The organism is Sediminibacterium sp. (assembly GCF_051861365.1).
Taxonomy (GTDB): Bacteria; Bacteroidota; Bacteroidia; order Chitinophagales; family Chitinophagaceae; genus Sediminibacterium.
In genome coordinates this window covers 1-22825 of sequence record NZ_JBHYCW010000041.1, presented here as the reverse complement: position 1 = coordinate 22825, position 22825 = coordinate 1, and the positions used below count along the sequence as shown (strand labels likewise).

21 protein-coding genes and 1 tRNA gene are annotated in these 22825 nt (G+C 36.4%); 4 read left to right on the top strand and 18 right to left on the bottom strand.

Going from position 1 to position 22825, the window contains the following annotated elements:
• The coding region (locus ACTIEV_RS14375; protein WP_439516718.1) for a transposase at positions 1 to 571 on the top strand (571 nt) is incomplete at its 5' end.
• Here ACTIEV_RS14375 and ACTIEV_RS14370 read toward each other — a convergent pair.
• The 4 genes from ACTIEV_RS14370 to ACTIEV_RS14355 form a co-directional block, all read right to left on the bottom strand.
• Positions 552 to 1088 (bottom strand): multicopper oxidase domain-containing protein, encoded by a 537-nt coding sequence (locus ACTIEV_RS14370; protein ID WP_322197122.1) that lies wholly within the window; start codon positions 1086 to 1088, stop codon positions 552 to 554. The genes ACTIEV_RS14375 and ACTIEV_RS14370 overlap by 20 nt on opposite strands.
• Positions 1089 to 1092: 4 nt before the next feature.
• Positions 1093 to 1575, bottom strand: a complete 483-nt coding sequence (locus ACTIEV_RS14365) for a DUF3347 domain-containing protein (RefSeq protein ID WP_322197121.1) — start codon at positions 1573 to 1575, stop codon at positions 1093 to 1095.
• 50 nt (positions 1576 to 1625) lie between these two features.
• The gene (locus ACTIEV_RS14360) at positions 1626 to 1841 is read right to left on the bottom strand and encodes a heavy-metal-associated domain-containing protein (protein ID WP_322197120.1); all 216 of its coding nucleotides are present in this window, start codon (positions 1839 to 1841) and stop codon (positions 1626 to 1628) included.
• A 122-nt stretch (positions 1842 to 1963) separates the two neighbouring features.
• The gene (locus tag ACTIEV_RS14355; RefSeq protein ID WP_322197119.1) at positions 1964 to 2539 is read right to left on the bottom strand and encodes a helix-turn-helix domain-containing protein; all 576 of its coding nucleotides are present in this window, start codon (positions 2537 to 2539) and stop codon (positions 1964 to 1966) included.
• A 133-nt stretch (positions 2540 to 2672) separates the two neighbouring features.
• On the opposite strand from ACTIEV_RS14355, the gene ACTIEV_RS14350 reads away from it, so the two are divergent.
• Entirely contained in the window at positions 2673 to 3242 is a 570-nt protein-coding gene (locus ACTIEV_RS14350; RefSeq protein WP_322197118.1) for a helix-turn-helix transcriptional regulator, read from the top strand.
• A 76-nt stretch (positions 3243 to 3318) separates the two neighbouring features.
• Complete coding sequence (locus tag ACTIEV_RS14345; protein ID WP_322197117.1) at positions 3319 to 5559, top strand: heavy metal translocating P-type ATPase; 2241 nt, start codon at positions 3319 to 3321, stop codon at positions 5557 to 5559.
• Positions 5560 to 5697: 138 nt separating this feature from the next.
• Here ACTIEV_RS14345 and ACTIEV_RS14340 read toward each other — a convergent pair whose 3' ends face one another.
• The 11 genes from ACTIEV_RS14340 to ACTIEV_RS14290 all read right to left on the bottom strand — a co-directional run bounded on the left by ACTIEV_RS14340 (position 5698) and on the right by ACTIEV_RS14290 (position 18670).
• Entirely contained in the window at positions 5698 to 6219 is a 522-nt protein-coding gene (locus ACTIEV_RS14340; RefSeq protein ID WP_439516717.1) for a hypothetical protein, read from the bottom strand.
• Positions 6220 to 6254: 35 nt separating this feature from the next.
• Positions 6255 to 6653 carry a hypothetical protein gene (locus ACTIEV_RS14335; protein ID WP_322197115.1) on the bottom strand — a complete coding sequence of 133 codons (399 nt, stop codon included), beginning with the start codon at positions 6651 to 6653 and terminating at the stop codon, positions 6255 to 6257.
• A 54-nt stretch (positions 6654 to 6707) separates the two neighbouring features.
• Complete coding sequence (locus tag ACTIEV_RS14330; protein WP_322197114.1) at positions 6708 to 7259, bottom strand: STM3941 family protein; 552 nt, start codon at positions 7257 to 7259, stop codon at positions 6708 to 6710.
• A gap of 164 nt (positions 7260 to 7423) precedes the next feature.
• Positions 7424 to 10618 (bottom strand): caspase family protein, encoded by a 3195-nt coding sequence (locus ACTIEV_RS14325; protein WP_322197113.1) that lies wholly within the window; start codon positions 10616 to 10618, stop codon positions 7424 to 7426.
• A gap of 4 nt (positions 10619 to 10622) precedes the next feature.
• On the bottom strand, positions 10623 to 12122 hold the full coding sequence (locus ACTIEV_RS14320; RefSeq protein ID WP_322197112.1) for a C1 family peptidase: 1500 nt from the start codon (positions 12120 to 12122) through the stop codon (positions 10623 to 10625).
• Between the two features lie 424 nt (positions 12123 to 12546).
• Positions 12547 to 12984 (bottom strand): hypothetical protein, encoded by a 438-nt coding sequence (locus ACTIEV_RS14315; protein ID WP_322197111.1) that lies wholly within the window; start codon positions 12982 to 12984, stop codon positions 12547 to 12549.
• A 218-nt stretch (positions 12985 to 13202) separates the two neighbouring features.
• A complete protein-coding gene (locus ACTIEV_RS14310; RefSeq protein ID WP_322197110.1) occupies positions 13203 to 13634 on the bottom strand; it encodes a hypothetical protein in 432 nt (143 codons plus the stop codon).
• 281 nt (positions 13635 to 13915) lie between these two features.
• Positions 13916 to 13989 (bottom strand) — tRNA-Ile (locus ACTIEV_RS14305).
• Between the two features lie 108 nt (positions 13990 to 14097).
• Positions 14098 to 15723 (bottom strand): D-arabinono-1,4-lactone oxidase, encoded by a 1626-nt coding sequence (locus tag ACTIEV_RS14300; protein WP_322197109.1) that lies wholly within the window; start codon positions 15721 to 15723, stop codon positions 14098 to 14100.
• Between the two features lie 62 nt (positions 15724 to 15785).
• On the bottom strand, positions 15786 to 17732 hold the full coding sequence (locus ACTIEV_RS14295; protein WP_322197108.1) for an ATP-binding protein: 1947 nt from the start codon (positions 17730 to 17732) through the stop codon (positions 15786 to 15788).
• Positions 17733 to 17998: 266 nt separating this feature from the next.
• On the bottom strand, positions 17999 to 18670 hold the full coding sequence (locus ACTIEV_RS14290; protein ID WP_322197107.1) for a hypothetical protein: 672 nt from the start codon (positions 18668 to 18670) through the stop codon (positions 17999 to 18001).
• A 116-nt stretch (positions 18671 to 18786) separates the two neighbouring features.
• Here ACTIEV_RS14290 and ACTIEV_RS14285 point away from each other — a divergent pair, with 116 nt between their 5' ends.
• Positions 18787 to 19476 carry a GNAT family N-acetyltransferase gene (locus ACTIEV_RS14285; protein ID WP_322197106.1) on the top strand — a complete coding sequence of 230 codons (690 nt, stop codon included), beginning with the start codon at positions 18787 to 18789 and terminating at the stop codon, positions 19474 to 19476.
• Positions 19477 to 19511: 35 nt separating this feature from the next.
• Here the strand turns inward: ACTIEV_RS14285 and ACTIEV_RS14280 are convergent, their stop codons facing one another.
• The 3 genes from ACTIEV_RS14280 to ACTIEV_RS14270 form a co-directional block, all read right to left on the bottom strand.
• Positions 19512 to 21797 carry a TonB-dependent receptor family protein gene (locus tag ACTIEV_RS14280; protein WP_322197105.1) on the bottom strand — a complete coding sequence of 762 codons (2286 nt, stop codon included), beginning with the start codon at positions 21795 to 21797 and terminating at the stop codon, positions 19512 to 19514.
• A 114-nt stretch (positions 21798 to 21911) separates the two neighbouring features.
• The gene (locus tag ACTIEV_RS14275) at positions 21912 to 22286 is read right to left on the bottom strand and encodes a putative quinol monooxygenase (RefSeq protein WP_322197104.1); all 375 of its coding nucleotides are present in this window, start codon (positions 22284 to 22286) and stop codon (positions 21912 to 21914) included.
• A 110-nt stretch (positions 22287 to 22396) separates the two neighbouring features.
• The coding region (locus tag ACTIEV_RS14270; RefSeq protein ID WP_439516716.1) for a cupin domain-containing protein at positions 22397 to 22825 on the bottom strand (429 nt) is incomplete at its 5' end.

The following is a 22825-nucleotide window of genomic DNA, read 5'->3' as shown; positions in this document are numbered from 1 at the left end:
ACCACCACAACATCAAGCATCACCTGTTAGTGTTAAGAAAACAAAAGTTAGAAAGAATCAGTATCATTTTAATCTTAAGGAGTACTTACATAAAATTGTTGGTGTAGACCTCACTGCTATAGACGGAATGGATGAAAACTCAGTCTTAAGCATCATCGCTGTAACAGGACTAAATATGAATAAATGGCCTACTGCAGATCATTTTACAAGCTGGTTGAACTTATCTGCGCGTCCAAAGAAAAGTGGGGGCAAAACAATCGGTCATCAAAAACGATTTACCAATAATACCGCAACCCAAGCCTTCCGAATGGCAGCGCAAACCATGTGGCAGCAAAAAGGAGTGCTTGGTCATTTATACAGAAGGCTGGCTTATACGAAGGGTTCTAAAAAAGCCATCAAGGCTGTGGCCAGAAGACTGGCAGTAATCTTCTATCATATGGTTCAGAGGCAAACTGCTTACGATCCTAAAATAATAGCATTAGATGAAGCAAAACTGAAAGAAAGAAAAATAGCACGTCTGAAAAAAGAAGCTGAGAAGTTGGGCTGTACTATTAATCTTCAAGTTGCTTGATTATCAATAGATAATTATGAATGTCATTATAAGGCAGCTTCTGCTTTGGCTGTATCACAATAGCGCCATACATACCACTCTGTTCCTGCAGCATGGTATGTGAGTGATACCAGTAGGTACCGCTTTGAACAATGGGAAATCTAAACACATGCGTGCTTTGCTGATGAATGGGTGCAGTAGTGAGATAAGGAACCCCATCTTGCTCATTGGGTAATATTAATCCATGCCAGTGTATAGATGTCTCCATGTGCATTAAATTATGAACCTGTATTTCTGCGCTATCACCTTCCGAAAAATACAGTGTGGGTGCAGGAATAGACCCATTGATAGCAACAGCTTTTGCTTTTTTAGTGGTGTAATTAACAACAGTATCTGTTACATATAAATGATAGACGATCTTCTTTCCTTGGCGTTCCATAAAAGGCTGACGCTTTGCTGAAGCAGCATGACCGCTATGCTGAGCAAATCCATTTATAGAGATGGATAGCAGGATATATAATATAGCCGATAAGCGCATTTCGTTACTCTTTTATTGTTTCTTTAATACTACCACATGAAAGCATGGCATTTCCATAATAAGGATTACGGATGGTTTTTTCTGTACTTAACCAGTAGGCTTTTTTCATTGGACAATAATCCACATAAAGCGATGACTCTTTTACAGACACAACTTTAAATAAATCAATCATCGTTTGTGAAAGTGCTGCAAAACTTACCCGCTGTTTTGCCAAATCAGATTGTGTTGAAAGGTCTTTTACTTGCTTATTCAGCGTCTCTTTCAAAGAGCCAAACGCTTTGGCTTCTTTTTCAGAAAGTGCCTGTGCCGCCAGACCCTCGATCTTCCCAGTCAGAACGGTAGCAGATTTTTGTGCGTTAGCTGCATTACTTTCTACCAATTGATTTTTGAGATCAAGATATTGGCGTAAAATATCCTGTAATGAGGCGGTTTGACTTATCCCCATTTTTGACAGGAGTAACATAACAATGATCAGTATTCGTTTCATATGTTGAGTATTTGATGTTTACTTTTTGAAAGATATCATAACAGAACCCATTAATGAATGGGTTCTGCTTTAAAGCCTGCTTCTTGTACCGCTTTTACTACATCACTTACAGAAGTATTTCCATCGGTTGCAACTTCCAATACTTTATCAGGATTATTGACATCTACTTTCCAGTTTTCTGATCCTGCAACTTCGTTAAGAAAAGGAGTGGCTTTTGATACACAACCCATACATTTAATGGTTGTCTTGAATTTTAGTGTTCCCATTTTCACATTTAAATTTTTCAGGATAACTCCCGGTTAAATAACAATGTAAAATTAGATCCAGCAAATGGGTTACTTGTTATAGAATCCTTACTAAGATGTATATAATTTTCAGCCGACTCTAATCAATCATTTATTTTATCTAAAGGCTTACGTTTATTTTCTTTTAACTGCTTGAAGTGAGAAGGCGTTAATCCGGTTATTTTTTTAAACTGTTGAGACAAATGCTGAACACTGCTATAACCCATTTCGTAAGCTATTTCACTTAGGCTTTTCTCATCGTACATCAACAACTCTTTTACTTTTTCAATACGTTGCAGTATGGTATATCGTTCAATGGTAACACCTTCTACAGAAGAGAATAATGTGCTGAGATAATGGTAATCTGTCTGTAGCTTTTCTTCCAGTATAGCTGATAGCTTTAAGTTCAGCTCTTCAGCTTCCGTCCCATGAATCAATGAAACGATGGTGGTTTTTATCTTTTCAACAATTTTAGATTTCTTATCATCCAATAATTCGAATCCATTTTGTTGTAAAAGCGATCGAATCTGCTCTAGTTGTTCTGGATCTGGCTCCTTTTTTAACTCTACTTGTCCCAGTTGTATCTGATGAAATTCAACACCTAAATCTATAAATAGCTGTTTTACGACCATAATACATCGGTCACAAACCATATTCTTGATATGTAGTTGTTCAGCCATAGTACTCCAAAGATACAAACAGTAGTGTATTCAAAACTATATCGTGTGATAATACAGATTATATACATTTTTCCTTGAAAATTATAACAATCGTCCAAAATGTTAAAGCTTACTTTGATCTCAAAATTTAATTATGCAACAGACAGTATTCGTAAAAGGTATGGTTTGTCAACGTTGTATTAGAGCCATTACTACTGAGCTTGAGAAAATTGATCTTCGTCCTGAAGAAGTTATGTTAGGTGAGTTGAGGTTTTCATCTCACAGTTCCCATGTAGATCTTACTTTACTAAATGCAAGAATCCAACCATTGGGTTTTAGTATCCTCGAAAATAAAAAAGAGAAAATCGCCAGTATGGTAAAGGCATTAATACATCATGTATACAATGGTGATTTTGATTTTACCGAAGGGTTCCTTTTCTCGGTCTACCTATCAAAATCGATGGGTAAAAGTTATGATGCTATTAGTCAATCATTTTCAGCTGAAGAGGGCACAACCATTGAAAAATATCTTATTGCACATCGAATAGAAAAAGCAAAAGAATTTCTTCTATATACTGAATATACTTTAACAGAAATAGCATTCAAACTAGGATATAGCAGTACTGCACATATCTCTAGGCAGTTTAAACAAACTACAGGCATGACTCCTTCTGATTTCAAGATGATACATGCTACTAGAATTAAAATGAATAGCACTCTATAAATTTTATACAACTCTCAATTCATTATATAACAAACTAGGATGCAAGAGCATCTAGCTTTGTTTAAAATTATTAAACATGAAACAAAAAGATTCTCTAAATCTTACATCTGTACGAAAAACATTTCCCGTTTTGGAAATGACCTGTGCAGCTTGTGCTGTAAGTGTTGAATCAATGCTAAAGTCTTCTGAAGGCGTGCTAAATGCTGGTGTAAACTTTGCTAATCAAGATGCATGGGTTGAGTACAATGCACAAATAACAGGTCCTGAAAAACTTCAAGCAGTGGTTCGATCGATTGGTTATGATATGGTGATTACTGAAGAAAATAAAAACGAACTAAAGGAAGCTGCCAGAATTCAGCATTATGAGTCAATAAAGAAAAGAACGATCTGGTCTTCCATATTATCTCTACCAATAGTTATTCTTGGTATGTTCTTTATGGATCTGACCTGGGGAAATTATATCATGCTACTGTTATCTGCGCCTGTAGTCTTTTATTTTGGTAAAAACTTTTTCATTAATGCTTGGAAACAAGCTAAGCATGGCAAAGCCAATATGGATACACTGGTAGCACTCAGTACCGGTATTGCCTGGTTATTCAGCGCCTTTAATACTTTTTTTGCTGATTTCTGGCATGAGCGTGGCACACACCCCCATGTTTATTTTGAAGCAGCAGCTGTTATTATTGTTTTTATCTCATTGGGTAAATTATTAGAGGAAAAAGCCAAATCAAATACTTCTTCTGCCATCAAGAAATTAATAGGTCTACAGCCGCAAACTGTAACCTTGGTTACAGAAAACGATCAACTAAAAGAAGTGGCTATTGCAGCCGTACAAAAAGGGAATATTCTATTAGTAAAGCCTGGAGAAAAAATTCCCGTAGACGGTATTATTACCAGTGGCAGTTCATATGTAGATGAAAGTATGATTACAGGAGAGCCGGTTCCTGTAGAAAAAGTAGCAGGAAAAAATGTTTATGCAGGAACCATTAACCAAAAAGGAAGTTTTCGATTTACAGCCGAAAAGATTGGCTCAGAAACATTTTTAGCACAGATCATTAAAATGGTGGAACAAGCTCAAGGCAGTAAGGCGCCTGTTCAAAAGCTTGTTGATAAAATCGCAGGCATCTTTGTTCCTATTGTAATAGGGATTGCAATACTCACATTCATCTGTTGGATGATTTGGGGCAACGAAAATGCATTTACCTACGCTTTGATGAATGCAGTAACAGTTCTAGTTATTGCCTGTCCTTGTGCTTTGGGCTTAGCTACACCTACTGCTATTATGGTTGGTATTGGAAAAGGTGCTGAAAATAATATACTTATTAAAGATGCAGAAAGCTTAGAACTGGCACATAATATTACTGCCGTAGTATTAGATAAAACAGGAACCATTACAGAAGGCAAACCATCAGTAAGTGATGTCATTTTTAGAGATGAACATGATATGACTGAGTTACAATCTGTGCTATTATCTATCGAATTACAATCAGAACATCCATTGGCAGAAGCAGTAGTTAGACATTTTGAAAACACGTCTATTCAAGCTGTACCTCTTCATAAAATTGAAAGTGTAACCGGAAAGGGGGTACTAGCAAATTATAATGAACAAGAATATGCAGTTGGAAGTCCATCAATGATGAAAGAGAATAACATAACACTGGATCAAAGTCTAGAGAACAGAATTCAGGAATTACAAGAACAAGCAAAAACTGTCATTATTTTTTCAAAAAATGGAGTAGCCAGAATTGTATTAGCAATCACCGATACCATCAAAGAAAAATCAGCTGTTGCCATTGATCGTCTTCATAAAATGGGTATCGAAGTATACATGTTAACCGGAGATAATCAGCAAACAGCAAAAGCTATTGCCGAACAAGTAGGATTAAAAACTTTTAAAGCAGAAGTCATGCCCGCTGAAAAAGCAGCTTATATTGAACAGTTACAAAAAGGAGGAAAAATTGTAGCCATGGTAGGTGATGGAATCAATGATAGTCATGCATTGGCTACTGCAGATGTTAGTATCGCGATGGGCAAGGGAAGTGATATTGCCATGGACGTTGCTAAAATGACATTGATCACTTCTGATTTGAATAGCATACCCAAAGCCATCAACTTATCAAAGAAAACAGTGGCTACTATCAAACAAAATTTATTCTGGGCATTTATCTACAACATCATTGGTATACCCATTGCAGCCGGGATCTTATTTTCTGTAAATGGATTTTTATTAAATCCTATGATTGCTGGAGCTGCTATGGCATTAAGTAGCGTGAGTGTTGTTGGCAACAGTTTGAGACTGAAATTTTCTTCTATATGATAAGTTAACTATTTATTAGTCTAATACTAAATCGATTTGTGCCATTCATGATCATCAAATAAATAAAAAAACATCAGTTTAGTTGTTGAATCCGTAAAAATTCAACAGCTAAGCTGATGATTTGTAGTATTTATCAGATTATTCAAATATTTCAGTGATTGCTTTTCGTAAACTAAATTTTTGGATTTGATAATTCGCAAATCTTTCAGTTATCAATAATTTGATCTCTTTGTAATTACGAAAATAAAATTGTGAAATCCGTAGTAGTTTTTTTTCATTAAGCATCAATGTAATACTCTCATAAGGAAATGGATATGCCGGTTGTAAACCAATCATAAATCCGGTTATCACATCATAAGAATAGGTTCTCTTTTTTCCGATTCCTAAAAATGATCGAACCTCAATACCTTTTGTAGTAAAATATATTCGATGAATTTTTAATCTTAATTCTCCCCAAACCATTACCAACCATATCATTAATACCAATACAAATGCAAGAATACCCCAAATGATATCGAATACATCACCAGAAGTAAATATGTACCAAATTGTTGCTGGTAATAATAGGGATGTAATCAAACTATAAAAAATAGGTATGGCAATTCTATTTGAAAACACAGATACCAGTTCTGACTTTATTGTATCTTTTTTTAGATTCATTTCAAGGATTCACTTTTTACACTTTGAAACTTCTTTTATTTACTTACTCTAGCGTTTGTTTCTTTACCTAATTGTATGATAGATAAAAATTGATGGTACGTTTCAAGGGCTATTGAGTTTGTATTGAGGCGTATGGCTTGTTTATTGAATTCTCCAATATTAAAAACTATTGTCTTGGTTCCAGGTTTATAGTAAATACCCTTTGGCGCTTCAACATCTTTATACAGCTCGAAAAGATTAAAAGAAACCGGAGGTCTATTATTGCTGTAAACAATGGTCATCTCTCCGGTTCTAAAAATCATAACTGTTGTTGCCTTATTTGATTTATTCCCCGGAAAAGCTACTGAACAACACTTAATATTTTTTTTGATAGTAGTAACCGCTACTTCAAAAGCATCGGTTTTCTTTTGTGCTACCGAAAAATCAGACCACAAAAATGTAATGATGATAAAACTGAAATAGCAATATAGTCTACTTACGAACATCTGTTATAAAGATGTTTTACTTGCATTCCAGTATCGCATCATCAATTCATATACCTCATCTACTTGATTACCGAAACTGCTCAAATGAAAAAACATATCTGCATCGTACATATTTTTATTGATATGCATCAAGCCCCTCAAGAGTGGATTGTATTGATGGGCATATATAGAAGGATCTTTGAACTTAATGGCCAATACTTTTTCCCAAATAGGTCCGGGAAGTTGACCTTGTTGGGTTCTAACCTCTGTGAATTTGATTTCTGCCACATTTCTCCATTCCATAAAACCGGATGAAATGCCACCGGGATTGTATTCAAAGCCTTTTTCATTAATCACCAAAACATCCGGATTCAAAATGATGGCTCTCAGGGACATGAATAAAACTACTCCACCTATACCGCCAATGATCAATGCGATGATGATTCCCCCTCCTTTAAATTCTACCGGCTCTTCCTTTAAAAAAAAGGCCCAAAAAGTAACTCCCATCAGAAAGAGTACGGCCACTAATATAATTACATGACCGAGTCGGTTGTTTTTTATTTTAAATGTATGCATAGGGATTTTTTAAAACTTATAAAATACGATTACTATTTTGTTCTGTGTATACTCAGTTTTAAGTATGTTAAATATGAATAGAAAATCGTCTTTATTTTCATTTAATACAAAAGAAATATAAAGATTCGGGTTTATTAATGGTAGCTGATATTTTCTTATAACTATTACTTAATGATGATTATAGGAAAATCATTCCCATACCCAAAACTGGCAGGATACTGCGCAGTTCCTTTATACTTTTTGGTAATCTCAGGTACAACACTTTGTAGATAAGCATCGATTTCTTTTACTGTTAGCTTTTTATCACCATTATCAGCTTTCCCTCTCAGCGCTTCCAGTAAGCAATATGTAAACGACCCATGCCCTAACTGACTAAATTCGCTAGCAAACTGATCACTACCCGATGCGGTTAACCAATGCGTTCCTGTTGACCGTGCAAGTTGTGCAATCGCTTTCTCTTCAGCTGCACCTCTCATAGCTACAGCATTACCAAAAGCACCTGCAGACTGGCATGCATCCAATATGAATAACTGCTTTTGAGCCTTGATATCTTTTGAATAGAGTTGAATCAATGAAGAACTAATTGCAGACTGACGAAGTAATTGATCATTACCATAGAGTTGTGTTACATCATAAGGGATCAGGTAAAACTCATTTTTTTCATCTAACACACCATGACCGGCATAGTAAAATATAAATAGGTCATCAGCATTTGCATTTAGTTTTACTTTTTCCAGTGCATTTTGTATGCCTTGTTTCGTGGCTTCTGCATCACTAATGAAATAAGTATTGATACCACTGAAAATTTCTTTTGACCCTCTCTCTATAGCTGCTCTAAAAGCAGTTGCATCTTTTTGTGCATAATTCAAACTATAGCGCGGGTTTTTATATGCATTAATACCTACAATGATCAAATGTAAACGAGCACTAGTTTGTTTGATATTTTCAGGTATGCTATTATTACTGGGTTGATACCTTGCTTTGATAAAAACCTGTTTACTTTCCGACCTTTGTGAGTTCACAGCTACTGCGCTGAAGACATTATCACCTGACGAAAGCGTAACATTGAAAGTACGTGTCATTGATTTTTGACCGGTATCATCTTCTACAATCAGGTTTCTCGTAGTACCGGTTAATTTACCGTTATGATATAAACGAATTTCTGTGATTTTATCAACCGGACAATCCGCCTTTACAGTTATGACCCCTGTACTTTTATTGGTAGTCACCAACTGCTCAAATTCATTTTCGACTATCAAATTGCGGGTGCCCTCACTATACTGAATAGCAACTGTGGGAATTGCTTTTAAAGTATTGATATCAGGAGCTTTAAAAGTTTCACCACTTAAAATACGAGGTAACAACCTAGGTGTAAAAAATTGATCGAACACTGTTCCTAATGGGGCAACAGAGTTCGGTGTAGTATAATAAACATTATCCTGTGCCCCTTTATTTGCTTCAAATAAACCGTCTGGTGAAACAACCGCCCAATCATTGGTACTCAAGAATGGATATACTGTTGCAATGTTCCTTTTGGCAACAAGATCATAAACAAGAATTCGATTGTTTTTGTCACCATCAATATAAAAAAGATGTTTACCATCCGGAGTCATCGAAACTGTATTGAAACCATATCTTGGATCGATCTCATGAATGGTCATCGATTCATTGTACTCACCCGTTGCCAAATCGAGGAATTTGATTTTTTTCCAGATATTGATCAATGCATATTTATTGTCAGGAGTAAAACCGACAACGCCTTCACTAGGTTCTTTCCCAAGTTTTGCGCTGAGAGATTTCTTTGTTTTCAGATCTAATATCAGCAAACCATCATCATGCTCAACTGTCACGTAAGCATCGTTGGGAGAAAATAGTACAGGACGATGTCCGCCTTTCATTCTGATATTAAAAGGGATTGTAAATAATTTTTGGCCTGTAGTATAGTTGTAAAAATTGATTCGATCAACAGCAGGTATTTCTTGAATTGCGATAATATTTTGTGTATTGGCTGCACCATAAGTGATCCATTTACAACTACGGCTGAAAATAGTACGCTTTGTTTGAACAGATCTTATATTGAGTATCTGACTAACTCCACCACTATTTGCACATGCCACACCCTGATTTAATAACATTGGAGACTTAACAAACTCAAATTTTTTGTCAAAAGATTTTATAACTTCTTGAATTGGAAAACTTTCATACTCCGCATCTGTAAGCGTTCTTGTATAAGTATCATCATACTTTGTTTTGGCTTGTATGACCCCTGTTGTAAGATTCAATATTACCTGTTCATCTTTATATATAATAGGTAATTGATTAGCAACAATTTTACCCAAGGAAACAGCAAAATCTCTTTTAAAACTTTTAATCTCTTTGATCGTTTTACCCGTTGCAACATCAAATAACTCATATTGCCCTTGTGAACCGTTTGCAGCAAGCAATATTTTTCCATCAGCAGATAATTGTAGATTACGATACTCTATTGATTCATCCGAAGCTAATTTTTCTGTAAAACTTCTTTTCCAAATAGTCTTTCCGCTGATCGCATTTTCACAAACAAGTACACGAGTCCATTTCTCATCATAGGAAGTATAAATCAAGTTTTCACCTTTATGATCAAAGAGAACAGCTCCATACTGTTGCGGAATAAATTTCCTACTTCCTATTGTTTCTCCATTTTCAAGCTGGATGATTTGCAAAGTATCCCTTCCCAAAATCGCCGCATGATTTCCCATCGCAGATAATACTACAGTCCAAGGTCGGAAAGGCAAATTCACACTTTTTTGTTGTCCACCTGGAAGCTGAATAATACTGACTTTATTTTTCTGATTATCAGGAACTACCAATAGATTCTTGCGTAGGTTATATTGCTGTCTATCTTTTAGTCCTTCATAATTTAAGGTACTAACCAATCCTACATTTACATCATATAATTTATTTTCAATAATCAATGATAACTGTTCAGGATAGAAATTATAATTGCGATAACTACCAATCATGATCGGAGACCTTGAAATTTGTCGGATAGTTTTGCCGGTTAAATCTACCAGTTTGATATCGCCTGATTTAGTAACGATATAAATTTGTTCTCCATTCGAAGCAAAACGGGCAGTCTTTACATCTTGGAATTTTTGAATTTCTTGTCCTGATCGCATATCCCAGATAACACAAGCACCGTTGTATTCATACCAACCTAAAAAATAATTATTCTTTGGAGAGATATCTAATCCATCAATCCCATTAAATAGTCCGGCTTTGTTTACAATTTGAAACTGTCCAAACAAAGAAAAATGAAGAAGCACCGTACATACCAGTAATACAGTTTTCTTACAGAATTGAAAACGATTTAGAATCATAGATTTAATAATGTGGTATTTCAATAAGGATGGGGAGGATATCTGCATTAGAATCTGCTTTTAGCTCAAAAGCAATTTGATCTTTTACATAGTTAATCAGATGCGAAGAAATAAAATTATTTTTCAATGAGGTTTTCACTTTGGATACAAAACCACCTTGTGCTTGTTGTAATTGTTGTAAAATTGAGCTTTGCGTAAGCGGCTTTTTAGAATACAGTATCAAGAGATAGTCGGTTCCTTTCGACTCATCCATTCGTATCACTTTTGTTTCAGAGGGAAATGCTACCGTACTATTTTTACCCAATAAAGGAGATATATGAGCGTCGTAAGGAAATATTTGATTGATCTTTCCTGAAAAATCAGAAGCAAATGCATAGATATACGCATCTGTTGATGTATTCATGTAAAAACGAAAGCGGGTGCCACTGGTATAATTAGCATTCATTCTATAAGTAGGCAACCCCTCTGCTAAAGAAAAAGAGAGTAAAGAGGCATTCATCGATTCACCGGTATTCTGCTGAAAACGAATGGTTCCTTTGATCTCCGGTTTTACTATTACTGGATCCACTTTTTTGGGTTTAATCTTCTCACCCTGTACTTGAAAACATTGGTAAGTATATTTAGCTAAATCCCGATAGGGTATCCATATAAAGCCCTTGTCGCCCCAGCCTGTTCCCCATGAATTCAATACCCGAAATGAACCTCCATATTTATTATCATCATAGCCTACCAAACACATGGCGTGACCCATTTTAATATCGCCGGGCTCTTGATCATCTTTTTGTTGCTTCCAGAGATCGGTACCTCTGCTAGTTTTGAAGCTTTTGGTAGTTTTAAAACTAAACAAACAAGGATTACCTTCTGATAATGCTTTTTTCATCATCAATACTCTAAAATCAGCATCTGTATCTTTTATACTGAAAAGTTGTTGATAGGAAACAATTTTATAATTCGCACTTTCTGTGAGAGATGCCTCAGAAATGGTTGTGCCACATTGATAGGGCATGGTTTTTAACGTGGCTACCCCTATGTATTGCAAGAGCTCTAATGCATCAGATACATAGCTTCCTTTACTACAATCTTTATCATCAGCAAACTTGATTTGTTCATAAATAAAACTGGGTGAGAATAAATGGTCATTCGGATTAGCAGTATACCCCGCTTCACGCATAGCTTTTACATATAAAGTGGTACGCAAAGAATAAGCGGTTGCAAAACCTACACATGTACCAAACTTACCCTGATTACCCGCCTGTGGACAATATTGCTCATAAGAAACCGAGGAAGGCAAGCCCCTGTAGCTGTCCTTTGTTAAAGCAGCATGCTGGGGAATAGATCTGGTATTAATACTATCAAACAACAATCCTGTACCATACTCCTCTTCCTGTTGTGCAAGTGCCATGGTATTGATTGTAATCAATACCAATACGATAATACAGCGAATGATTGTAAAAAGTTTACCCTTAGATTTTAAGCGATGTTTACACTCCATATTATTAGACATAAACAAATTGATCTTTCATAATAAATAGATGTTTCAATTTATTAAATTCCACAAACTAACTATAATGAAAATGTCTTAAATCAATCCATATGCATTGATTTATGATTAAAATCACGATTTATAGGTATGCCATAAAAGTATTTGCATCGAGATAATACTTTAAATACGTTCATATTACTCCAGCTTTAACTTTATAAACAAAGTGTTCAAAGATCTTCATGTTTTCGTAGGCAACCAAATCGTTTTGGTGTGTTTCATATTATCGATCCTGACTTTTAATATGGTCGACTCAGTAATCATTATATTTATTTTTCGATAGAGCCTCCTTTGGGAGGCATTTGCAAATAGGCTAGTAATATAGAATCTGTATCCAGCTCTTAATACAAAATCCTTTGTAAAAGGAATAGTTCGATAGTGGATCACTTTATCTAAGTAAAGCTTGCATGTATTTTCTCAGCTCTAAAAATAAATAATATAATTGCTTCGCTTCTGCCTCGGTTGCTTTTTGAAACATCAAACGGGTCATTTTATCCCTCTGCTGAAAATAGATCCAGTTACCGGGAACATGTGTTTTATAGTCAATGGGAAGAAAATCTATCCCCATTTGATGAAGAGAATCGGTTCTTGAAGATTCTAGATTCTTTATGTTTACGGTTATATAGCTTCCATCTCTATTCTTCACAGAAAAAACTGAATCAGATAATAAATGAACGGTTCTCCCTCTTTCATCATATTTATGTAAGCTATCATTCAGTTGCTGTATAACCCTATCCAACTCATTTCGGATTTGGGATGTTTGCGAATAGGACTGAAGATAAGTTACGAATAAAAGTGACAGAGAAAAAAATAGTTTCGATTTCATATTCCTTTTTTGTACTGAATAAAAACAGGAGTTATTATTTTTTATAAGGAGCGTACGAGAAAGTTAATGACCATTATAAATAATTAGATCAAAAACAATACCAAAAGATACTGCTATAAAATCTCTTTGCAAATTTTATGCAAATAAAAAGCAGCTATTTTTATATCATCACTAACTTATTGCTAAGTGTGCCTACCTAGACGGCTTGTATATATTATTCAAAAAGTACGATTTAACATCCCGGTTCTATTAATAATCTGCCAATAACCTTTCTCTTTTGTTAAAGAATAAAACATAGTTGTCCGTAAATATTCTTTATCGTTTTTCCCAAACCTTGAAAAATCCATCTGCACAATTGCCGTATTCCCAGACTCCGCTATAACTTTTATTTCGTTGATCTTAGAATACACCCATCCTGTCTTTTTAAATGTATTATAGTCAATTACCGGTATTTCAGCATTATCGTAATACATAATTCGGCCATTTTCAATTATGGAATGCGGGAAATGATAGCAATTTTGTACTTCTTTTATTTTTTCCTCATTGACAACTTTCACATAGTATCTCATGAATTGTTCGGGACTTAAACCATTTTGCGAGAACAAGTTTCCAAATGAAAACATCAATATGATCAGGATGATTCGTTTCATTTTTTTTAATTTATGGTTAGAATAATATAAAAAAGACTTTCAAGAAAGCTACTAAACCCTTTCCGCTCAGTCTTTTTTTTAGGATTTTTACCACCAGTTATGCTTTTCATTTGTGCCGGTTAAAAGAGTGACGGCTCTAACAAATTGTCCATACAATAATAAAAAATATGGATTTAATAAACTTATCCCGATCAAATTCGGTACAGGTTCAGGGTTAGAACCAGGGATGCGCACACGGGCTATATTAAAGTAAAAAAGCGAAGACTTAGATCTTCGCTTTGTGGGCCCACCAGGGCATGATCCTGGGACCCCCTGATTATGAGTCAGGTGCTCTAACCAACTGAGCTATAGGCCCTAACCTTTCGGTTGTGGCGGCAAAAATAATGAAATTTCCCTATCAGATCACTATGAAATCAGCATCCAATTTTTAATTGTAGACCTTATACTTTTTATCCTAAAAAATCTATGCAAACAAATGACTTCTCCAATAGTCACTTACAAACACCTGATGCGGGTCCATTTGTTCGCGAATTGCCATCCATTGATCCCAGTTAGGATAATTATTTCTCAAATACGCTTTTCCTTCCTGACTATCACCCGCCGGCAAAAACTTACCCCAATGTGGCCTGAATACCAATCCCGCATTGTACAGCTCATTCCATAAAGTCGGATAAAACTCATTCAATGGAGATCCGGCGTTATCTCCATACCAAAACATATCAATACGGAAAACATCCCTTTGATAAGCAGCACTTAACCAAAAATCGCTGTGTCTGGCAGGATAAATTTCGTAAGAAAAATTACCGACGATATCAGGATTCTGCTGAAAAAATGTTTTGAGTGTACTCAATACTTTTACCCCTGTTTCAATCGGAAACCAAAGTTCAGTAAACCAAACCGGAATCAGTGTATCACTTATTTTATCATCCATGGGTATACTTCCATACCACACATCCTGAAACTGCTGGGGTTGTGGAGTACCATTTACAACAGGATCTAATGGCACAAAAAGTTTTAACAGAAAGGGTACCAGCTCTTTTTCATCGAGTGCCTTTAAAAATTCATACGCAACGGGATGCTGCACTTTCAGTTTACTTAAAAAAACATCAATGTCAGAAAAACCATTCATCATTAAATGAGCACACAACTCAAGCGGAAGAGGTGTTTCTATACCCATGATTTTGATATTGGGTATTTCCTTGTATGGATTGGGAACAAATCCTGCCGAAACCGGCATCGGTTCGGCTTGCCAAATCACTGTTCTGTTAACACCACTCTGTGGCCACCACATGATTCGCTTGTATGTTTTTTTTGTAAAAAAATCTACCAGTGATTCTTTTTCAGGATGATCTCCAAAAAGATCAATGGGACAATCAGCTTCTGTAGTCGTTGATTCCTGTCCTTTGATATTGAAATTATCAACGCATTGAAAAGTAGCTGATACAATGACTCCAAACATCCCTAAGCCCACACCTACTGCATAAAAAGGATTTTCATTTTTATTGGGATATTTTGGATCATCCTTACTGAACACCTGAACTCTTGCACCATCAGTGCCTCCTGTTACAATAGTAACACTTACGAGCTGCTCATTAAATGAAGCATAAAGATTACTTCCGGAGGAACCGGTTGAAAGAAAACCACCTACAGTTTGGTGTATGATACCACCAAGATCGGGTAAGGCCCAACCTTTGAGTGGATTTTGAGGATCTGTTCTATGATTATCGAGCTGATATACCAAGGAATTCTCCAAAGTTGATCTATATGCTGCGAGTGCTGCGGGTGCTGCATCTAATGGATCACTTGGGTCGTATCCTAAATGACAGCCCCCTTCAACCGTAACTTGTCTTGATGCATCATTAAATGTTACCGCTTTCATTTTTGATAACAGGATATAAAGTCTGCCTGCATTTACTTCTGCTTCCAGACTACTGATTAAAGGACGAGAGTGTGCGGCTCCTCTCAAACATACTACCTGTTTAGCCTGTTGTGCTTGATTGACCAGATAAACAACTTCATCTGTATTAGCAGGTAAATTATAGCTTACGCCATTTACCATTAAGGTATCAATGACCGGATTTGGACTCATGTGCAAGGGTTTAGATTCCTAATATAAGCAATTGATCCGGGGATTTTTAACTTAAAATTGAATTAAAGACTGTTTGTAAGCGGGAGTTGTATGATCATTTCTGTTCCTTCACCTAATTCAGTTTCAACCATGAAGGTACCTGAATGACCTTTGGTAACAATGTCATAGCTGATCGATAATCCTAGTCCCGTATAGTTTCCTGTTGGTTTGGTGGTAAAAAAGGGTTGAAAAATTTTTGCTTTCACTGTGTCAGGTATCCCCGTTCCATTGTCTCTGATCCTGATTTCTATACTTTCTGCTGATTCGCCCGGCTTTAATAGTTTATGAATACTTACTGTGATTTTTGGTTGGTATGCATTATCAGATGCTTTTTCTTGTTTTAGTTTTTCTCCCATCGCATAAAAAGCATTCACGAATATGTTTTGAAAAACACGACCAATATCTTCAGAGATAACTTCCATCTGGATAGAGTCTATTTCATGCCGAAATACTATATCACATTCAAATGATTGATCTTTCGCAATAATACTTTTATAACTTAATTGTGCATATTGTTGACACAGTGCAATGATATCAACCGTATGTCTTTTGCCATCACTTACTTTTGAATGTTCCAACATACTTTTGACGATACCTGCAGCCCTTGACCCATGGTGATGAATTTTAGTAAGATTCACCGTTAGGTCATTGATCACATCTTCAGCCTCTTTGAGTTGACCCGCTTGTACGTATTCTTTCAGCTCCGTCATGATTTCTGTACTGACATCAGAAAAATTATTGACAAAATTCAACGGATTCTGAATTTCGTGGGCAATACCCGCTGTAAGTTCCCCCAAACTTGCCATTTTCTCGGATTGGATCAATTGCGCCTGAGTGGTTTGAAGTGTTTCCAATGATTTTTTCAAAGCAGCGGTACGCTCTTCCACTTTTATTTCCAACTTTTCTGCATATTCTCGCAATTCATCATTGGCTTTTTGCAATGATTGTGTCATCTGATTAAAGTTTGTGGTGAGGTCGCCAATCTCATCCGGTGAACCCACCAATACCTGCACTTTTAAATCACCTGCATTGACCTGTTTTACACCCATCAACAATCGTTTCAAAGGCTCTGATAAACTCTTTCTTAATAATCCGGGTAATACTATTACAATGAATAAAGTTGCAACGATTATAATGATGAACATCTGTTTTAATCCCTGCTGCTGAAGTAATCTTGCCTCTATCTCAGTAGGAATCAATGGTGGGAAAAAAACAAGTGTTACCATGGTTAGAAAAGTTACCACCGTTACAAAACTGAATCCAGCAATTTTTATTTGAAAGCTTGCAGGAACTGCTGAATAGGTAATATAGATAACGATCTGAGCGAGGTTGCACATCCATATAAGAATGAAAAAAGTCCAATAGCCAACAGGACTATAAAACCCAAATACTACCGCAACAACACACATTACAATGAAACCAATATTTACCCAAACCAGTAAACGATGGGCTTTTGAAGCATGTGCATCCATATGTTTTAAAAAACGAGCTTTTCTATAACTGATGAACAATGCCCAGATATTAGTAACCAACCCATACAAAAAGGAAGTGACTTGAAATACAAAAAGATTACTATCGTTAGCAAATTCGTTCCATGCATTCAATGCTACCAAACCTATTGCCACCGGAACCACAATTCTAACCATTAGTCTGCGTTCCTTTTCATAAGGCTGGTGTAAGAAGAGATATAGTATTTGAAAATAACTCAATACCAGAATTGCCAACGCCGGACTATAAATGAGTACCGTTTCAATTTTGTATACCAATGATCCTTGTACAGAAGGTGCCAGGCTAAAACGAATGGTTTGATCTACCTGCCATACAATTGAAGCGATATAGTTAATGATCATCCATTTTCTAATATGTGTATGCTGTTTTAGTCTTAATAAGAAAAGCAACATTCCAAATTGTGTAGTGGCGAGTATAAAAGCCATGATGGAATGTGTATGCAGTAATATGAGCTTATCCATTTTACAGGTTGCTTAGGGTTTATCTAATGTACTCTAAACTCTGAAATATTTCATGATTGAAATAGAGATATTAATCAACCCTGCTCCATATTACCATAAAACTGTGGTGATACGCAAATAAAAGCCAGTGTTTGTAAAGGTCTACAATCGTAAAGTATAGTCCTTGTATATATTATGATGGATAATAAGCACTTTATTATCAACACAGATATTGGTGCTTATCAATTTTTCACCAATTGTATTCAAAAAATAAAATGATTTGCATCTTACTCTGCTTGCTTGAATATACTCTTCGCCCCCTCTTTCTGCTGTTCCGTTATTCCAATAAACCCATACTTACGCTCTAACTCTTTATACAATCCTACGGTTTTACGGATACGTTCAAAGTCTGTCTCGGGTATTTTGGCAATCTCTAAAGCCTCTTTCTGTTTCCAAACTTCTGCCTCAATCAACATATCAGCCTGTTTACCATTCACTTCCAGCTTATCCATCAGTGTTCTTCTGAATTTATTACGGAATTGTAATTGCAATTGTGGCCTGGCAATCGTATCATAATTTCTGTTGACCACTAACGTGATCACTTCACATGGCTCACTTAAACTTTTTTTTCTTCGCTCTACCAACGCCTTCACCTGATCGCCGGATAAAGAAAGCGCTTTATACTTTTTCACCACTTCTTCTTCTACCTCGCCTGCTGTAGCGAAAGTGTCACTCGCATTCGCTTCAATTTTTATTTTGGTGAGTCTGGCCCAGTGATGTATTTGTCCAATCCTGTCTGCAATGGCTTCCGATATTTTCAACTGCTTGATCAAAGCAGGTTTTTCACAATAACCGAATAGTTCTACCTGTTGCTCGGGTGTCCATTCTTGTGCCTGTGCACTTGCAGTTGATACAAACATTACACATAGCGTACTCATCATAATAACAATCTTTCGCATACTCAAAAATTTGTCTTGAAATTACAGAAAAGATCGGGTTGAATATTTCTGAGTAATCGCTTTAACTTTTTTATGATCGGAAAAAACGATTTCCAGACTAACATTACCTTTATTGTATGAGTCATGTGCTGGATAATGCTATTTGGGAAGCGTTGCGCACGCATCAACAATACCTGAATGCGGGTAATGATCAGCTAAAATATTTTCCTAAAGAAGTGTCACCTTTGTTTGCACTTCCAAACTGGGATGCGTCAGATCATGATGTACTGGAAAAAGAACTGCCCGCAGATCGATCTTTCTTTGTACTCATCGCCAGAGAAATAGCCATACCTGATACAATGCATGTACAATTGACATTGCCCTTGTATCAAATGGTAGCTAGTAAAAAAGTGGCATCACAACATGCACATCATGCTATTACCAGAAAACTAACGAATGAAGATGTTCCTCAAATGCTGGAACTAACCGCAAAAACCAAACCCGGTCCTTTTGGTAACCGTACCATCGAATTCGGTAATTATTATGGCATATTTGATGGAGTGCGACTGATTTCGATGGCCGGACAACGATTACAAACAACTGACTTCACAGAAGTAAGTGCGATCTGTACTGACCCCGCACATCTGGGAAAAGGATATGCTGCAGCAGTTATACAACAGGTTTGTTCCTGTATTTACGAGGCTGGCAAAACACCTTTTCTACATGTTAAACAAGACAATATTGGCGCTATCAAACTATATGAAAAGTTAGGATTTGAAATTAGAGCTGATATTTATTTCGCGATATTCAAAAAGAAAGAAGTATAAAAAAAGCTCCGAGTTTTATTCGGAGCTTTTTGCTATTAGAGTTTGATTCCAACTGTCATAAAGAAATTTCTGGGCTCAGCTGCCATCAATCCCGGACCCGGATAACCGCCGGCTCTTCTGGTAAAATATTTTTCTCCCAAGAGATTATTAATACCACCCTTCACAAAAAACTTCTCTGTGAATTTATAAGTACCACTAATATCTACCAGATCATAAGAAGGTATCAATCCATTTACCCCATTTGCAGTTGGAGTAACAGTATTATTCGCATCACTATAGGCTTCTGATACGTAACTGTATTGAGCAGTAACAGTCAATTGTTTTCTGCTGTAAGTAACACCGGTACGATAAATTCTTTCAGGCGCATTTTCTACACGCTTATTTTTCAAGTTAGACTCAACCAGTGTGTTACCCTGACGCGTGATGACACGAAGATTATCATACTGTGCATTGATGAAGGCAAGTGAAGCAAAGAAATTCAGGCTTCCAAAAACAGGTTTTACACCCCATGCTTTGAAGGCATTGAATTCTACCAATGCTTCTACACCTCTGCTGCGACTATTACCTACATTGGTACGAAGATTATAAAAACTACCATCCAGTCTTTGCTGTGCAATCAAACCAACACGGTTGTTATATTGTAACAGATATCCGCTTACATCAAAGAACAAATATTCTTTGATACGACCACGATAGCCCAAATCAATATTATACCCTTTGGCATCTTTCAAATTCTGATCAATCACATCGGTTGTTGGATTGCCCGTCAAATCACTGAACAATACCGGACGATATGCTTGTGAATAGTTGGCATAAATTTCTGTTTGACCAATATGATACTCTGCACCCACACCCGGTAATACAAAACGACGGGTTCTGTTTTGGTTGTTGATTTTTAATTCTGTATTTCCGGAGAGCCCAACTCTACCATTTGCTTCATTCTGAATGTTTTCTACACGTACCCCCGGTATGATCAACAGCTTATCGCCGATTCTGAACATATTCTCGGCAAAGAAGGCAGTGTTATTCGTAATGAAACTGAGATCGGTTGGAAAAGGATCTGAGATATTCAAATTGAAATCAGCGCCCGTATCACCTCTTCCATTTTGGAAACGATCGGTATTTCCTCTGAAATAACGAATACCGGCAGATAAGGTATTTCTCATTTTACCAATCTGATAATCGGTGATATAACGGGCTTCTATTCCAAAGTTTCTATACTGATCAATATCTACCCTGCGGTTATTATAGCGAAGTGTTGAGGCATTGATCGTATCGGCAATATTAGGGGTTTGCATAAAACCGATGCTATTACGATCACCTGTCATTGCAAAAGTTTTAACATTGAATCTACTCTTATCGCTAATCGCGTAATCAATGTTCAAAGCAGCCATATTCCATTTTACTTGAAACCAGTTTCTCTGACGTAAACTTTTATAAGCATCTTGTGCAAACTGAGCATCGGTGAGTCCGCCCGGCTGTTGACTCAGATAATCAAAATGCGTGATCTCCAGCCCAACTTTCAATTTTTTGTTGATGTTCCAGGAAAAGCTTCCAAAAGCGGTATTTACTTTGAATCCGCTGTTCTCGCGAAATCCATCTCCTCTGCGATGATCCCAGAAGGCATAATAATGCGTTTTACCATTTTCACCACCGATGGCATTGTAAGAATTGAAGAGACCAAAACTTCCTGCTGTTTGCTGTGATTCATATTGGAAGGGTTTATTGATCTCACTACCATCTTTCATGATAAAATTCACCATACCTCCAAATTGTGGACCATACTGCAAACTGGCAGCACCACGCAATACCTGTACTCTCTGAACAGAATTTAACTGTGGAGTATAATATGCTTCCGGATAACCAAAAGGATCGCTACTGATATCATATCCATTCTGACGCAGGTTGAATTCCCAGCTACGGTTCGGACTCAATCCACGTGCAGCAATACCAATTTGAATTCCGCTTGGATCACTCTCCCATATCTGAATACCCGGCACTTTGGCCATTACCTGGCGCATGGTGTTGGTAACTACATTGCCTTGTACATTGTCCATCATGATCAAGGCATTCTTTTTACCGGCATTGATGTTCGTTCCTACGATTTCCGGTAAGAAATGAATATCTGCCTTGGTATAACGACCTACCAGCGTAATATCCGGTAAGTATTTAGGTTGGAAGAAAGCACTGTCTGTCTTGGCTTTGTTTTCTTTTTCCTGTGCAATGGTTGTTGTAACGCTTACTATCCCTAAGAGTAGGATCATCATGAATCTGTTCATCATTATTCTTTTATAATCGGGTGCAAGTTGTTTCGAAATCATACAACTACACTTACGAGAAAAGAAAAGCGATTGACGAAATGCAGAAAAAAAGAGGGGGTGTAATGGGGGTTTTTGAAAGATTATGACAAATAGATGACAGAAGAGGTATTTACACTATTCTTTCTTGCTTTCATAAATAATGGGAATCACATCCACCAATTCCAAAGACTGAACCATTTTGAGGGTGCCATTTTTATACTTTTGAAAGTGAGTGGTCTTAATATGACTTTCATACGCTTCTTTACTGGCATAGGTTTCAAAAACGGTTACATAATTAGATTTATCTTTTTCATAAACCGCAAACATGCTAAGTACCCCTTTTTCAAGTTTTACCGAAGTTTCGATGCCTTCTTTTAAGAAAGATTGGTATTGTTTGAGTTGAGAGGTATCAACTATGATTTTAGCAATGCGTACATAGGGGTCTTGGGCATGTATTGTTGTGCTATTCAAGAAACCTAGTACTAATAGTATATAGATGTATGCTTTCATATTCAAAAGTAAGCAGCACTATAAACTTTTGGAAAGTTTTAAAATTTTCCAAAAGTTAGATACTGCCATTAATTATTGTAATAAACGATATAGGGTAATTCTTTTAAGCCTTAATTCTTCTTCAACTTCTGGGCAACGCTGTCGTAATATTCTTGCGTTAATTTCTCTCCCCAAATCGTCGGTTGTGTTCCTCCATAAATGGCCAAATAGGTTACATCACTTTCTTTAGTAGATGTATGCCAGTGTTCTACATCTTTGTTACATTTAATAACATCTCCTTTTCGCACAATGATGGGTTCTTTTCCCCTTTCTTGATAATAGCCTTGTCCCTCCAAAATGATCAGAACTTGTGCTGTTGTATGCTTATGCCAATCTAAAGTAGAGTTGGCACGAAATGTTGCTTTACTGATATTATAGTTCATATCTGCATCTGCTTGCAATAAGCTACTCAACCATGCTTCACCGATATAATGGGTATTAGGTGCTTTAGGGCCCTGTTCCAGAAAAGAAGTTACAGCATATGGACTTTTTTGTGCTGA

Bases quoted from the DNA above. Each gene is read 5' to 3' on its own strand.
- ACTIEV_RS14330 (WP_322197114.1), bottom strand. From the start codon at position 7,259: ATGCATACATTTAAAATAAAAAACAACCGACTCGGTCATGTAATTATA.
- ACTIEV_RS14355 (WP_322197119.1), bottom strand. From the start codon at position 2,539: ATGGCTGAACAACTACATATCAAGAATATGGTTTGTGACCGATGTATT.
- ACTIEV_RS14275 (WP_322197104.1), bottom strand. From the start codon at position 22,286: ATGAAAGCATACATCTATATACTATTAGTACTAGGTTTCTTGAATAGC.
- ACTIEV_RS14290 (WP_322197107.1), bottom strand. From the start codon at position 18,670: ATGCGAAAGATTGTTATTATGATGAGTACGCTATGTGTAATGTTTGTA.
- ACTIEV_RS14280 (WP_322197105.1), bottom strand. From the start codon at position 21,797: ATGATTTCGAAACAACTTGCACCCGATTATAAAAGAATAATGATGAAC.
- ACTIEV_RS14370 (WP_322197122.1), bottom strand. From the start codon at position 1,088: ATGCGCTTATCGGCTATATTATATATCCTGCTATCCATCTCTATAAAT.
- ACTIEV_RS14315 (WP_322197111.1), bottom strand. From the start codon at position 12,984: ATGAAATCGAAACTATTTTTTTCTCTGTCACTTTTATTCGTAACTTAT.
- ACTIEV_RS14320 (WP_322197112.1), bottom strand. From the start codon at position 12,122: ATGTCTAATAATATGGAGTGTAAACATCGCTTAAAATCTAAGGGTAAA.
- ACTIEV_RS14345 (WP_322197117.1), top strand. From the start codon at position 3,319: ATGAAACAAAAAGATTCTCTAAATCTTACATCTGTACGAAAAACATTT.
- ACTIEV_RS14300 (WP_322197109.1), bottom strand. From the start codon at position 15,723: ATGAGTCCAAATCCGGTCATTGATACCTTAATGGTAAATGGCGTAAGC.
- ACTIEV_RS14340 (WP_439516717.1), bottom strand. From the start codon at position 6,219: ATGAATCTAAAAAAAGATACAATAAAGTCAGAACTGGTATCTGTGTTT.
- ACTIEV_RS14325 (WP_322197113.1), bottom strand. From the start codon at position 10,618: ATGATTCTAAATCGTTTTCAATTCTGTAAGAAAACTGTATTACTGGTA.
- ACTIEV_RS14285 (WP_322197106.1), top strand. From the start codon at position 18,787: ATGAGTCATGTGCTGGATAATGCTATTTGGGAAGCGTTGCGCACGCAT.
- ACTIEV_RS14295 (WP_322197108.1), bottom strand. From the start codon at position 17,732: ATGGATAAGCTCATATTACTGCATACACATTCCATCATGGCTTTTATA.
- ACTIEV_RS14365 (WP_322197121.1), bottom strand. From the start codon at position 1,575: ATGAAACGAATACTGATCATTGTTATGTTACTCCTGTCAAAAATGGGG.
- ACTIEV_RS14310 (WP_322197110.1), bottom strand. From the start codon at position 13,634: ATGAAACGAATCATCCTGATCATATTGATGTTTTCATTTGGAAACTTG.
- ACTIEV_RS14360 (WP_322197120.1), bottom strand. From the start codon at position 1,841: ATGGGAACACTAAAATTCAAGACAACCATTAAATGTATGGGTTGTGTA.
- ACTIEV_RS14350 (WP_322197118.1), top strand. From the start codon at position 2,673: ATGCAACAGACAGTATTCGTAAAAGGTATGGTTTGTCAACGTTGTATT.